10 protein-coding genes are annotated in these 14,210 nt (G+C 64.7%); 4 read left to right on the top strand and 6 right to left on the bottom strand.

What is annotated here, in order from left to right; translation table 11 throughout:
• The first annotated feature begins 92 nt into the window (after nucleotides 1-92).
• On the top strand, nucleotides 93-1,790 hold the full coding sequence (locus tag AB7532_RS01065; RefSeq protein WP_441232994.1) for a diguanylate cyclase domain-containing protein: 1,698 nt from the start codon (nucleotides 93-95) through the stop codon (nucleotides 1,788-1,790).
• Here AB7532_RS01065 and AB7532_RS01060 read toward each other — a convergent pair whose 3' ends face one another.
• A complete protein-coding gene (locus tag AB7532_RS01060; RefSeq protein ID WP_441232993.1) occupies nucleotides 1,791-2,837 on the bottom strand; it encodes a GGDEF domain-containing protein in 1,047 nt (348 codons plus the stop codon). It abuts the gene before it with no gap.
• 194 nt (nucleotides 2,838-3,031) lie between these two features.
• Here AB7532_RS01060 and leuS point away from each other — a divergent pair, with 194 nt between their 5' ends.
• Genes leuS through holA form a run of 3 tightly spaced genes read left to right on the top strand, consistent with a single transcriptional unit; the run spans nucleotide 3,032 to nucleotide 7,278 of the window.
• Nucleotides 3,032-5,656 carry a leucine--tRNA ligase gene (gene leuS / locus AB7532_RS01055; RefSeq protein WP_441232992.1) on the top strand — a complete coding sequence of 875 codons (2,625 nt, stop codon included), beginning with the start codon at nucleotides 3,032-3,034 and terminating at the stop codon, nucleotides 5,654-5,656.
• Complete coding sequence (gene lptE / locus AB7532_RS01050) at nucleotides 5,643-6,194, top strand: LPS assembly lipoprotein LptE (RefSeq protein WP_441232991.1); 552 nt, start codon at nucleotides 5,643-5,645, stop codon at nucleotides 6,192-6,194. The genes leuS and lptE overlap by 14 nt, the downstream gene beginning before the upstream one ends.
• Nucleotides 6,195-6,249: 55 nt before the next feature.
• Nucleotides 6,250-7,278 (top strand): DNA polymerase III subunit delta, encoded by a 1,029-nt coding sequence (holA, locus tag AB7532_RS01045; RefSeq protein WP_441232990.1) that lies wholly within the window; start codon nucleotides 6,250-6,252, stop codon nucleotides 7,276-7,278.
• Between the two features lie 299 nt (nucleotides 7,279-7,577).
• Here holA and AB7532_RS01040 read toward each other — a convergent pair whose 3' ends face one another.
• The 5 genes from AB7532_RS01040 to mnmE form a co-directional block, all read right to left on the bottom strand.
• Nucleotides 7,578-8,465: a ParB/RepB/Spo0J family partition protein gene (locus tag AB7532_RS01040; protein WP_441232989.1), complete on the bottom strand. Its 888-nt coding sequence runs from the start codon at nucleotides 8,463-8,465 to the stop codon at nucleotides 7,578-7,580.
• Nucleotides 8,466-8,640: 175 nt separating this feature from the next.
• On the bottom strand, nucleotides 8,641-9,495 hold the full coding sequence (locus tag AB7532_RS01035) for a ParA family protein (protein ID WP_441232988.1): 855 nt from the start codon (nucleotides 9,493-9,495) through the stop codon (nucleotides 8,641-8,643).
• Between the two features lie 29 nt (nucleotides 9,496-9,524).
• Entirely contained in the window at nucleotides 9,525-10,157 is a 633-nt protein-coding gene (rsmG, locus tag AB7532_RS01030; RefSeq protein WP_441239164.1) for a 16S rRNA (guanine(527)-N(7))-methyltransferase RsmG, read from the bottom strand.
• Nucleotides 10,158-10,307: 150 nt separating this feature from the next.
• The gene (mnmG, locus tag AB7532_RS01025) at nucleotides 10,308-12,188 is read right to left on the bottom strand and encodes a tRNA uridine-5-carboxymethylaminomethyl(34) synthesis enzyme MnmG (RefSeq protein WP_441232987.1); all 1,881 of its coding nucleotides are present in this window, start codon (nucleotides 12,186-12,188) and stop codon (nucleotides 10,308-10,310) included.
• Nucleotides 12,189-12,684: 496 nt separating this feature from the next.
• Nucleotides 12,685-14,043 carry a tRNA uridine-5-carboxymethylaminomethyl(34) synthesis GTPase MnmE gene (gene mnmE / locus AB7532_RS01020; RefSeq protein WP_441232986.1) on the bottom strand — a complete coding sequence of 453 codons (1,359 nt, stop codon included), beginning with the start codon at nucleotides 14,041-14,043 and terminating at the stop codon, nucleotides 12,685-12,687.
• Nucleotides 14,044-14,210 lie beyond the last annotated feature (167 nt).

Here is a 14,210-nt window from a genome sequence, read left to right as displayed (position 1 = left end):
TCGTAACCGAGGTAAGTCCAATTTTACCGAGTTCAAGAAAGAGTTTTTGAACCCTTCGCTTTACCTTGGCCCGTGGGGTGGGTGCAGCGAAGATGGCAAACGTCAGTTTCAACCGCAAACGTGCGAAACTCAAGCAGGTTCTCGGAATCCGGGCGCGGCTGGCGTTGCTCGCGGTGATTCTGGTGACGCCCTTGATGTTCGAGCGCATCCGTTCGCTTGAAGACACACGCGCAAAGCAGATTGCGCAAGCCACGGCCGAATTCACCACGGTCGCACGGCACAGCGCCGATGCGCAGCGCGAAGTGATCTCGTCGGTCGAGACCATCCTGAAATCCGAAGCCTTCATCCGGGCGTCCGCCGGCGGCATCAGCAAGAGCTGCGATGTGCTGCGCGCGAGCCTGCCGTCGAACCTGCCCTGGATCCGCACGCTGTTGATCGCCGGTCAGGACGGCCGCATCCAGTGCGCCACCAACAACATGTATGTCGGCCTCGATCTCAGTGACCGGCCTTACTTCCAGCAGGCGCAGGAAACCGGCCGCTTCGTGCTGAGCGACTTCATCCTGTCGCGGCCCGTGCTTTCGCCGACCGTCATGGCGGTTTATCCGGTGTCCGCCTTCAGCGGCGTCGCGGATGCCGTCGTGCTCGCCACCGTAAACCTCGACTGGATGTCGAAGGTCATGAACAATCTCGGCGGCCGCGCCGGCATCACCGCCGTGCTGGTCGATAGCGCCGGCACGGTGCTGGCCGCGCCGGCTGACCAGCACAGCGCCATTGGCCGTCCGCTCGACAACATGCCGCTGATGTCGGCGATCGCCGACAAGGCGCTGCGCTCGGACCAGGACGAGGGCTCGCTGTCTTTCCTCGCCGCCGACGGCTCCCGCCGCGCGGTCAGCTATATCCGTATCGCCGGCACCAATGCCCGCCTGATCGCCAGCATCGACGAGGACAAGGTGTCCGCGGCGGTCAGCCGCGATATCCGCACCGCCTATCTCCAGCTCGCTTTCGTCGTGCTGTTCGTCCTGCTCGGCGCGCTGATCGCCGCCGAGAAGCTCGTGATCAAGCCGATCGAGATGCTGGCCGACATGGCCAAGCGCCTCGGCGAGGGCGACCTCTCGGCGCGCGCCGCACGCAACCGCCTGCCAGCCGAGTTCGTGCCGCTGGCCCGCGCCTTCAACGCGATGGCCGCACAGCTCAGCCAGCGCGAGCGCGAGCTGATCGCGAGCAACGACCGTCTGACCGTGATGGCCTCTATCGACATGCTGTCGGGCCTCGCCAACCGCCGCGGCTTCCAGAGCCGGCTCGACTTCGAATGGATGCGCGCGCAGCAATATGGCAGCGAGCTCGCACTGCTGATGATTGACGTCGACCATTTCAAGCTGTTCAACGACACCTACGGCCATCTCGAAGGCGATTCCTGCCTGACCAGGCTCGGCGAGTCGCTATCGGGCATCGCCGCCGATACGATGGGCTTCGCGGCCCGCTACGGTGGCGAGGAATTCTGCCTGCTGCTGCCGAACACCGACGTGAACCGCGCCGTCGAGATCGGCGAGCTGGTGCGCGCGGCCGTATTGAAGCTGTGCCTGCCGCACATCACCTCGGCGCATATGATCGTCACCGTCTCGATCGGCGTCGCCGCGGCGAAGCCGAACGAGGCCTTGCGCCCGGGTGATCTGATCGAAGCCGCCGACGCCGCGCTCTATGCCGCCAAACACCGCGGCCGCAACAACGTCGTCGAGCATGGCATCATGGTGATCGACAACGGCGCGGCCCAAATCGCGATGGCGGGTTAACTACCCCGCGGCTCCGGCCCGATCGAGCTCGATCTCCGTCACCACACGATTACGGCCGCCGCCCTTGGCAAGATAAAGCGCGCGGTCGCAGCGCTCGATGAGATCAGTGATCGCTTCACCCGTCCGGTACTGCGCCACGCCAATTGAAATTGTGATGTTGGGCAGGACCTCTCCGGTCGAGCGACGCGTGATACTGGATTCCGCGATCGCGCGCCTGATGCGCTCGGCAAGCTCGGCGCAGGTGGCGAGATCGGCATCCGGCAGGACGGCGATCAGCTCCTCACCCCCGTAGCGGGCCGATAGATCCTGCGCGCGAACCTTTTCGCGCAAGACCTTGGCCATCAGGCGCAGCACCTGGTCGCCGACGCCATGGCCGAAATTGTCGTTGAAGGTCTTGAAGTGGTCGATGTCGAGCAGGAGCACGCTGAGCGGCTCGCCCCATTCCGCCGTCGTCTGCGCCTTGCGCAGAAATTCGTCGAGCGCCCGCCGGTTGGCAAGGCCCGTCAGCGTATCGGTCCGCGCGCTCTCCTCGGATTTGGAGAGGGAATCGCGGATGACGTCGAGCTCGCGGGTCTTTTCGGCAAAGCCGGCTTCGAGCCGCGTTGCGCGTGTGGCGGCGCGCGCCAGCTCGTTCATGAGCTGGCCGACCAGCGCCTTCGGGTCGACGCCGGCCTTGCCCTGGTCGGCGACCTCGCTGATCGCCTGGATCTGGGAATGATTGTCGGCAATCGCGGTCGCCAGAAACTCCTTCGCGGCGCCCATCAGGCCATGCAGCCGCTCGGACGTCTCGACGACGACGGCACTCACCTGGGGCGCGACATAGGTCTCGAACAGGTCTTGATTGGTCCTGGCATCGAAGGGACGGTTGTGGTCGATCAGGAGATCGATGGCGTTGCGGAGATCGTCATGGCTGCCAGCGAAATACTGGAACCAGACCGCGAAATTGACCGGCGTCGGCGGAATCCGCTGCTCGGCCATGCTCCGCATCGCCCGTCCGGCGATGGAGGCGGCATAGTCGTAGTCGGGATCGTCGAAACTGGCGTCCATCGCAGGTATTGGGGGTCCTAGCCTGCAGCAACCTCGCACCGACCCCTTAATCACACCCCAACGACGGTCTCAGTAGTTCTGCGGGGCGATCCCGCAGGGCTCCCAAGTTACGGCAACCCATTGACCCCCCGAGGACTTCTATGGCCTAGTCCGCCGTCTTCAGACGGCCGTATCCACAAAAACCAAACGATTCCATGACCTCCGAACGCTACAACGCCCGCGACGCCGAACCGCGCTGGCAGGCTGCCTGGGACCAGCAGGCGATCTTCGTCTCGAAGAACGATGATTCCCGGCCGAAATACTATGTGCTGGAGATGTTCCCCTACCCGTCCGGGCGCATCCATATCGGCCATGTCCGCAATTACACCCTCGGCGACGTGCTGGCCCGCTTCATGCGCGCCAAGGGCTTTAACGTGCTGCACCCGATGGGTTGGGACGCGTTCGGCCTGCCGGCCGAGAACGCCGCCATCGAGCGCAAGGTGGCGCCGAAGGCCTGGACCTACGACAACATCGCCGCGATGAAGAAGCAGCTCCGCTCGATCGGGCTGTCGCTGGACTGGAGCCGCGAATTCGCGACCTGCGACCCCAGCTATTACAAGCATCAGCAGAAGATGTTCCTGGACATGCTCGCGGCGGGCCTCGCCGAGCGCGAGAAGCGCAAGCTCAACTGGGATCCGGTCGACATGACCGTGCTCGCCAACGAGCAGGTGATCGACGGCCGCGGCTGGCGCTCCGGTGCCGTTGTCGAACAGCGCGAGATGAGCCAGTGGGTCTTCAAGATCACGAAGTACGCACAGGAGCTGCTATCCGCGCTCGATGGCCTCGACCGCTGGCCCGACAAGGTGCGGCTGATGCAGCGCAACTGGATCGGTCGCTCGGAAGGCCTGCTGATCCGATTCGCGCTGGATGCGGCGACCACGCCCGCCGGCGAAAGCGAGCTGAAGATTTTCACGACGCGTCCCGACACGCTGTTCGGCGCGAAGTTCATGGCGATCTCGGCGGATCATCCGCTGGCGCAGGCCGCCGCCGCGAAGAACCCGAAGCTTGCGGAATTCATTGCCGACATCAAGAAGATCGGCACCGCGCAGTCGATCATCGACACCGCAGAGAAGCAGGGTTTCGACACCGGGATCCGCGCGTTGCATCCGTTCGACCCGAGCTGGACGCTGCCGGTCTATGTCGCCAACTTCGTGCTGATGGAATACGGCACCGGCGCGATCTTCGGCTGCCCCGCGCACGACCAGCGCGACCTCGACTTCGTCAACAAGTACGCCCTCGGCAATACGCCGGTGGTGTGCCCCGAAGGCCAGGATCCGAAATCATTCGTCATCACCGACACCGCCTATGACGGCGACGGCCGCATGATCAATTCGCGCTTCCTCGACGGCATGACGATCGATCAGGCCAAGGACGAAGTTGCAAAACGACTTGAAACCGAGCTGCGCGGCAATGCGCCGGTCGGCGAGCGTCAGGTCAATTTCCGCCTGCGCGACTGGGGCATTTCGCGTCAGCGCTACTGGGGCTGCCCGATCCCGGTGATCCATTGTCCGACGTGCGACGTGGTGCCGGTGCCGGATGCCGATTTGCCGGTGGTGCTGCCGGAGGATGTGAGTTTCGACAAGCCGGGCAACGCGCTCGACCATCACCCGACCTGGAAGCACGTCACGTGCCCGAAGTGCGGGACTAAGGCGCAGCGCGAAACCGACACCATGGACACCTTCGTGGATTCGTCCTGGTACTTCGCGCGCTTCACCGATCCCTGGAACGAGACCGCGCCGACGACGCCTGCGGTCGCCAACCGGATGCTGCCGGTCGACCAGTATATCGGCGGCGTCGAGCACGCGATCCTGCATCTGCTCTACAGCCGCTTCTTCACTCGCGCGATGAAGGCGACCGGGCACATCGCGCTGGATGAGCCGTTCGCCGGCATGTTCACGCAGGGCATGGTGGTGCACGAGACCTACCAGAAGGCCGACGGCAGCTGGGTGCAGCCCGCCGAAGTGAAGATCGAGGTCGGCGGCAACGGCCGCCGCGCAACACTGCTCAGCACCGGCGAGGACGTCACGATCGGTCCGATCGAGAAGATGTCGAAGTCGAAGAAGAACACGGTCGACCCCGACGACATCATCGCGACCTATGGCGCCGACGTCGCCCGCTGGTTCATGCTGTCGGACTCCCCGCCGGACCGCGACGTGATCTGGAGCGACGAGCGCGTCCAAGGAGCCTCGCGCTTCCTGCAGCGGCTGTGGCGGCTGGTGAATGACGCTGTGGAACTCGGCAAGGGCGCCCCCGCGGCCCGGCCGGCCTCGTTCGGTCCGGATGCGCTCGCTTTGCGCAAGGCCGCCCACGGGGCGCTCGACAAGGTCACCACCGGCGTCGAGCGGCTGCACTTCAACGTCTGCCTCGCCCATATCCGCGAATTCACGAATATTTTTTCCGAGGTGCTCCAGCGTCCGGGCCAGCCGGCCCCGGACCTCGCCTGGGCGATCCGGGAGGCCAGCCAGATCCTGGTCCAGCTGTTCTCCCCGATGATGCCGCATCTGGCCGAGGAGTGCTGGCAGGTTCTGGGTCAGTCCGGGCTGGTTTCGGAGGCCAATTGGCCCCAAATCGAACGCGATTTGCTGGTTGAAGACAGTGTGACCCTGGTGGTCCAGGTCAACGGCAAGAAGCGGGGTGACGTCACAGTTGCAACAGCGGCCGAGAATCCGGAAATCGAGGCTGCCGTTTTGGCCCTCGATGCGGTAAAACTGGCTCTGGACGGCAAGCCCGTCCGCAAGGTGATCATCGTCCCCAAGAGGATCGTGAATGTTGTCGGCTAGGATCCGTATCGCAGCCCGCCTGCTGGCAGTCGCCGCTCTGGCGGCGCTGACGGCCGGCTGCTTCCAGCCGATGTACGCCGAGCGTACCGATGGGACCCCCGGCCTGCGCGAAAAGCTGATGGGGGTCGATCTCCCGCCGATCAACAAGGCGAATGCCTCCCGCGAGGCCCGCGTCGGCGTCGAGGTCCGCAACGCCCTCGCCTTCAAGCTCTACGGCACCGCCACCGGCATGCCGCCGACCCACCGCCTCGAGATCCGCTTCTCGTCCAGCCGCTCGTCCCTGATCGTCGACGCCAACACCGGCCTGCCGACCAGCGAGAATTACGGCATCGACGCCCAGTACAATCTGGTCGAGGTCGTCAGCGGCAAATCGGTGATGACCGGCACCACGTTCTCGCGCGTGTCCTATGACATGCCCGGCTCCTATCAGCGCTTCGCCCGCAACCGGGCCTATCGCGATGCCGAGGATCGTGCCGCCAACGAGATCGCCGAGAACATCACGACCCGGCTCGCCTCGTTCTTTACCGCGGGCACCTGATTCATTCCCAATTCTCCGGGTTCGCGTCGCGCGCCCGGAATGACGATCGGGCCCGATGGTCGCGCTGCGCGGAAAAGAGATCGACGCCTTCCTCGCCCGTCCCGATGCGGGCCGCCCCATTATTCTGCTCTACGGTCCTGACGCCGGTCTCGTGCGCGAGCGCGCCGATGCGCTGATCGCCTCCGCGGTCGACGATCCCAATGATCCGTTTGCGATGGTCAAGCTGGACGGCGACGAGCTCTCCGCTGAGCCGTCGCGGCTCGTGGATGAGGCCATGACCGTGCCGCTGTTCGGCGGCCGCCGCGCCATCCGCATCCGCGCCGGCTCGCGCAGCTTTGCCAGCGGCGTCGACACGCTGGCCGAGATGGGCGTGAAGGATTGCCGCATCGTGATCGAGGCCGGCGAGCTGCGCCCGGAATCGCCGCTGCGCAAGGCCTGCGAGAAGGCCAAGACGGCCGTGGCGATCGGTTGCTATCCCGACACCGAGCGCGACCTCGCCAAGCTGATGGACGACGAGCTGCGGATTGCGAATCTGCGCATCGCACAGGACGCCCGCGCGGCGCTGATGTCGTTCCTCGGCGGCGACCGCCAGGCCTCGCGCAACGAGCTGCGCAAGCTGACGCTCTACGCGCATGGCAAGGGCGAGATCACGCTGGACGACGTGATGTCCGTGGTCGCCGATGCATCCGAATTGAAACTCGATCCCATCGTCGACGGCGCCTTCGCCGGCCGGCCCGACATTGTCGAGACCGAATTCGCAAAGGCCATGATCGCCGGCACCTATCCCGGCATGATCATCTCCGCCGCGCAACGCCAGGCCGCGTGGCTGCATAAATCGGCGCTGGCGATCGCCGACGGCCAGCCTGCCTCCGCCGTGCTCGACGGCGGCTATCCGCGGCTGCATTTTTCACGGAAGCCGGCGGTCGAAACCGCGCTGCGCAATTTCAGCGTGGCGCGGCTTGCCGCCATCATCGAGCAGCTCGCCACGGCCGCGCTCGACACCCGCAAGCAATCGACGCTCGCCGCCGCCATCGCCCAGCGCACGCTGATGGCGATCGCCGCGAATGCGAGGCGGCGGGGGTAAATTCCGTCCTCCCCTCGTCATTGCGAGGAGCGCAAGCGACGAAGCAATCCAGAGTCTCTCCGCGGAAAGATTCTGGATTGCTTCGCTGCGCTCGCAATGACGACGTGGAAACAGATGTGCGTCACAATGACGAAGCGAAGCACCAAATCCGTCATCCTGAGGTGCGAGCCGCGCGGCGCAACGCGGCGCGCGGGGAGCCTCGAAGGATGAATAGCCCGGATGCAGCCGGGCCGTCGCCCTTCGATGGCCGCTGAAGAAACGGCCACCTCAGGGTGACGGTTACAAAAAGGCGATGCGGCCTACAGCGCGCCCTTCGCCAGCCGCTTCATCACCTCGTCGAGCTGATCGAGGTTGCGGTAGTTGATCTGGACCGAGCCGCCGGGGTCGCGGTGACTGACGGTGACCTTGAGGCCAAGCGCGTCGCTGACGCGCTTTTCCAGGTCGATCGTGTCGGGGTCTTTGTCCTTGCCGCCGGTGGCGCGCGCCTTCTGCGGCTTGCGCTCCGGCACGCCCTCTTCATGCGCCAACGCTTCGGCCTGGCGGACGTTGAGGCCCTCCTCGACGATCCGTTTGGCGGAGGCGAGTGGATCGGGCACGCCGATCAGCGCGCGGGCGTGGCCGGCCGTCAGCTCGCCGCTCGTGATCAGGGCCTGCACTTCGGTCGGCAGCTTGGTCAACCGCATCATGTTGGCGATGTGGCTGCGACTCTTGCCGACGACTTTTGCGATGTCGTCCTGGCTGCGTTTGAACTCGTTGGCGAGTGCGTGATAGCCAAGCGCCTCTTCCAGCGGATTGAGATCTTCACGCTGCACGTTCTCGACGATCGCGAACTCCAGCGCATCGCTGTCGCTGATGTCGACCGGTACGATCGGCACCTCGTGCAGGCCGGCGATCTGCGAAGCGCGCCAGCGCCGTTCGCCGGCGATGATCTCGAAACGGTCCTGCGCGCCCTTTACCGGACGCACCACGATCGGCTGGATCACGCCGTGCTGCTTGATGGACTCGGAGAGCTCCTTCAGCTCGGTCTCCGAAAAGGTGCGGCGCGGATTGCGCGGATTGGGCTTGATGAATTCGATCGGCACCTTGCGCTGCGCGCGCGGACGATCGACGTGCTGCGCCTCGCCGCCGACATCACCGATCAGACTTGCAAGACCCCGGCCCAGTCGCGAACGCGCTTCGTCGGCCATTGGAAGCTCCCTTGGATTCACGGTGCAGCACTCCAGAACTTGAATTTCGAATCGTAGGGTGGGTTAGCCCTGCAGATGCGCGAAGCGTATCTGCTTGGCGTAACCCACCTCTTCTGTTTCAGCGGACATCGACAGTGGTGGGTTACGCCTTCGGCTAACCCACCCTACGGCACCGTCAATGCGTAACCCGCAGCTCGCGCTCGCGCTGGATCACCTCGGTGGCGAGCCGTAAGTAAGCTTCGCTGCCGACGCATTTGAGATCGTAGACCAGCACCGGCTTGCCGTAGGACGGCGCTTCCGAGATACGGACGTTGCGCGGGATCATGGTCTTGTAGACCTTCTCGCCCATGAACTGGCGGACGTCGGCGACGACCTGGTTCGAGAGGTTGTTGCGCGAGTCGAACATGGTCAGCACGATGCCATGGATCGACAGGTTCGGATTGAGCGTCGAGCGCACCTGCTCCACCGTCTGCAGCAATTGCGACAGACCTTCGAGCGCGAAGAACTCACACTGCAGCGGCACCAGGATCGCATCCGACGCCGCCATCGCGTTCACCGTGAGCAAATTGAGCGACGGCGGGCAGTCGATCAGCACATAGGTGTAGTCGGCGTCCGGCGAGACGTTGTTGTTGAGCGCGCCGATCGCGTCGCGCAGCTTGAAGGCGCGGCCGGGCGTGGTGCCGAGCTCGAGCTCGAGACCGGAGAGATCCATGGTGGAGGGCGCTATGTGCAGCCGCGGCACCGCCGTCGACACCACCGCTTCGCGCAAGCTCGATTCGCCGATCAGCACGTCATAGGTCGAGCAGGAGCGGTTGCGGCGGTCGATGCCGAGCCCGGTCGAGGCGTTGCCCTGCGGATCGAGATCGACAATCAGGACGCGCTCGCCAATCGCAGCGAGTGCCGTGCCGAGATTGATCGCCGTGGTTGTTTTGCCCACGCCGCCCTTCTGATTCGCCAGCGCCAGGATGCGCGGGTGACCGTGCGGGACGTCTGCGGTCTGGTCTTGCTGCGGCTCGTCAATCACGGTCATCGAAATTCCCCACTCAACCCCTGAACGCCTCACCCGCGCCGTTCAACTGAAGTCAGCTCGACGATCCAACCATCACCGGTGCGGCTTTGGTGGAGCTGCGGCTGAATATTCCAATATTTAGCGGCTTCGGTCAATTCAGCCTCTACATCTTGACCCTTGAGAAACAACGCCTTTGCGCCCTGGCGCATCAGCGGCTCCGCAAAGCCGATGAGTTGATGTAGCGGAGCCAATGCGCGCGCGGTGACGCAATCGACGGGGCCGGTGATTCTATCCACATTATCCCCGATCTCAGCGAGATGTACGACCCCCGGAGATGTGGTGACGCGGATCGCTTCGCGCAAAAATGCAGCCTTCTTGGCGATTCGCTCGACGAGATGGACCTTCGCGTCCGGCGTCCCGGCCATGACGCAGGCGAGGACGACACCAGGAAATCCACCGCCACTGCCGAGGTCGGCCCAGCGCTTTGCGGGTGGCGCGAGATCGACGAGCTGGAGCGAGTCGGCGATGTGCCGGGTCCAGAGGTTTGGCAGGGTCGAGGGCGCGACCAGATTGGTCTTGGCCTGCCACTCCCGGAGCAGCGCGATGTAGCGATCGAGACGCGCTTCCGTTTCATGTGAAACGGGAGCGAGCTTCAGAGCCGCGCGCTTGTCCGAAGCGATGATGGCGTCGAGCGATTGATCGTTCGCGCTGGCCTTGTCGACCTTCGGTCTGGCCGGCGCGGGTTCGGATGGACAAGCAATACCCTCGCCCGCTCCGGGTCGTCGCGATAGCGGTCTGTCCCCGCCCGATCCGCGCTGTTTCACGTGAAACGCCTATGCGATTGCTTTGGAAGTCTTCCGAGCCTCGCGGCGGAGATAGGCCGCGAGGATGCCGAGCGCCGCCGGCGTCATGCCGTCGATCCGGCCGGCCTGGCCGACGGTGAACGGCCGGGCCTTCTCCAGCTTGGCGCGAACCTCGTTGGAGAGACCGGGGACGAGGCTGTAGTCGACGTCGGACAGCACCATCCCCTCATCGCGCCGGAAGGCTTCGACGTCGGCGCTCTGGCGCTCCAGATAGACGTCGTATTTGGCGTCGATCTCGAGATGGGTGGCGATGACCGGATTGATCGCAGACAGCTCGGGCCAGATCGCGCGGACCTGGCTCCAGCCGATATCAGGATAGGCCATCAGCTCGAAAGCCGAGCGGCGCTGACCATCCCGGTTCAGGGACAGTCCCTGCTTGATCGCCTCGTTCGGGGTGATGGTGAGCGACTTCGAGAGCGCCCGCGCCGCATTCAGGGCGTCCATCTTGGTGCGATGATGCTGCGTCCGGGCACTGCCGACACATCCCAAGGCGATCCCCTTCTCAGTCAGGCGCTGATCGGCGTTATCGGCTCGCAGCGTCAGCCGGTATTCGGCCCTGGAGGTGAACATGCGATAGGGCTCGCTGATCCCACGGGTCACGAGGTCGTCGATCATGACGCCGAGATAACCGTCGGCTCGGTCGAACACGGTCAGCGCGGCGCCGCTCGCGGCGAGTGCCGCGTTCAGGCCGGCGACGATGCCCTGCCCGGCGGCCTCCTCATATCCGGTGGTGCCGTTGATCTGCCCGGCCAGGAACAGACCGCGCAGACGCTTGGTCTGCAGGGTCGGATCGAGCTCGCGGGGATCGATGTGGTCGTATTCGATGGCGTAGCCTGGCCTGACCATCTTCACCCGCTCCAGGCCGGGGATGGTGGTGAGGATCGCGAGCTGAACCTCTTCGGGAAGCGAGGTCGAGATGCCGTTGGGATAGACCGTGCTGTCGTCGAGCCCTTCCGGCTCCAGGAAGATCTGATGGCCGTCGCGGTCGCCGAAGCGGACGATCTTGTCCTCGATCGACGGGCAATAGCGCGGTCCGGAGCTTTTGATCTGGCCGGAGTACATCGGCGAGCGATGCACGTTCGCCCGGATCACTTCATGGGTCGCAGACGTGGTCCGGGTGATGCCGCACTGGATTTGTGGGGTCGTGATCCGCTCGGTCATCACCGAGAACGGCTCCGGCGGCTCGTCGCCGGGCTGCATTTCGACCGCGGACCAGTCGATCGTCGCGCCGTCGAGACGGGGCGGGGTGCCGGTCTTGAGCCGTCCCAAGGTAAAGCCGGCCCGCTCAAAGGAGCTTGAAAGACCCATGGCGGGGGCCTCACCGACCCGGCCGGCGGGCCAATTCTTCTCACCGAGATGGATCAAACCACGGAGGAACGTGCCTGTCGTGACGACAACAGCCCCTGCCCGAAGCTCCCGGCCGTCCGCCAGGCGCAGTCCGGTCACCCGTCCCTCGACCTCGATCAGCTCGTCGGCCTCACCCTCGATGACGGAAAGACCCTCTGTTTCCCGGATCGCGGCCTGCATCGCGGCCGCATAAAGCTTCCGATCGGCCTGCGCGCGGGGACCGCGGACCGCGGGGCCCTTGCGGCGATTGAGAACGCGAAACTGGATGCCGCCAGCATCCCCAACCCGGCCCATCAGACCATCGAGAGCGTCGACTTCGCGGACCAGATGCCCCTTGCCTAGCCCGCCGATGGCAGGATTGCAGGACATCGCTCCGACGGTGGAGAAACGGTGCGTGACCAGAACCGTCGCCGCGCCCATCCGCGCAGCCGCAGCCGCGGCCTCACAGCCGGCATGGCCGCCGCCAATGACGATGACGTCGAAACACTCTCGCTCTGCTCGCATGGCGGACTTCTATCCCAGCGGCAGGGAAGCCGGAAGTGGAAACTAGCAGTGCGGGTGTTTCACGTGAAACGCGGGCGGGCTGGGGTGGCAATTGGGCGTTGTCGCGGAAACAACCCCGTGCACAGTAGGAGGGACGTTGGAATGGCTACTGTTTCACGTGAAACAATGTTGGCTACCAAGGTGCGAGACGAGGGATCAAACACCCGCTCCGGGCCCCGTCATTGCGAGCGAAGCGAAGCAATCCTGACTATCTCCTCGGAAGCAGCCTGGATTGCTTCGTCGCGAGGGCTCCTCGCAATGACGGGGGACGGGCGTCGCTCGCAACTGAGATCACTGGACGGGCGAGATCGAATCTCCCTTCCGAGCCTGCGGGTCTAGAAGCCGTGACCAGGGTCGCCCGTTTCACGTGAAACAGGACGGAACGCCCCTCATCGCTGTTCCACGTGAAACACCAAGCAGTGGAACAAAGTCCTAGTTCTACAATGTAGTACTAGCACTACTTTCCGATACAGAACTTCTGGAAAATGGCCCCAAGGACGTCCTCGACGTCCACCCGGCCCAACAGCCGGCCCAACGCATAAGCCGCAGCCCGCAGCTCTTCGGCGGCGAGCTCCTCGCCGTCTTCTACAATCTCCAGGCTCCGGCGCAAGCTGTCCGATGCGCGGCTCAACAGATCGCGCTGACGGGCGCGGGTCACCAACGCACCTTCGCTGGTTCCAAAAAATGCGGCGGCGAACTTCACGAGAGCCGCGACCAGCTCCGGGATGCCATCGCCACGGCTGGCCGAGATCCCGAACTCGCCGCACGGCCCGGCGCCCCCGCCCGCACCCAGATCAATCTTGTTGCGCACGATCCAGACCGAGCCGTCGGACCGGTCGCGTCCATCGCTGGATTTCCGAAGCGGCCGTATGGCTTCCGGATCGACCACCTGCTCCGGTTCAACCAGCCAGAGCACGAGATCGGCGTCCTCGGCGCGCGCCCGTGCCCGGCGCACACCTTCCTGCTCGACGGGATCGTCGGTCTCGCGAATCCCGGCGGTGTCGATGACAGTCACCGGATAACCATCGAGGTCGAGCTGCACCTCGATCACGTCGCGCGTCGTGCCGGCATATGGCGAGACGATTGCGACCTCGCGGCGCGCGAGCTGATTGATCAGCGTCGACTTGCCGACATTCGGTTCGCCGGCGATCGCAACCACCAAACCATCGCGCAGGCGTTCAGAATGTCCCTGTGCCGCAAGGACCTTTGCAATTTCATCATGCAAATCCTTGATCGCTTTCACCGCCGGTGCCCTCAATTCGGCGGGCACATCGCCTTCATCGGAGAAATCAATGCCGGCTTCGATCAAGGCCGAGGCCTCGATGATGCGATCGCGCCAGTCGCGCGCGCGATCGCCGAGCAGGCCTTGCAACTGGCGCAGAGCCTGGCGGCGCTGGCGGTCGGTATCGGCGTGAATCAGATCGTCGAGACCTTCGGCTTCGGTGAGATCGAGCTTGCCGTTCTCGAATCCGCGCCGGGTGAATTCACCGGGGTCCGCCGCCCGCGTATTCGGAATTAGCGAAATAGTTGCGAGGAGCGCGGCCAGGACGGCGCGACCTCCGTGGACATGGAATTCCGCGATGTCCTCGCCGGTCGCGCTTGCCGGCCCCGGAAACCAAAGCACGACCGCATCATCGATCGGCTGGCCCGCGCCGTCGCGGAGCAGCCGGCGGCTCGCCAGCCTCGGCGCCGACAATTGGCCCGCAAGCGTCGTCAGCACCTGGCCGGCCTGAGCGCCCGAGACGCGCACCACGGCAATCGCGCTCGGCGCACGGCCGGACGACAGCGCGAAGATGGTCTGGTCTCGCGGATGCATCGCCTATTTGTCCGGCTGACGGGGAAAAGGCAAACAGCGCTTTCCCGAGCGCGGCGATTCCGCATTTTGCTGCAGTCAGGACCGCAGCAAAGCTCATGTTGCAGCGCGGTATAGCGCCGGCATTTTGCTGCAACAACGTCCCCGGCCGCTTCCGGGGATGAAGCCGC

The organism is Bradyrhizobium sp. 930_D9_N1_4, from assembly GCF_052076015.1.
Classification (GTDB): Bacteria; Pseudomonadota; Alphaproteobacteria; order Rhizobiales; family Xanthobacteraceae; genus Bradyrhizobium.
This window is presented reverse-complemented; position numbering and strand designations above follow the sequence as displayed.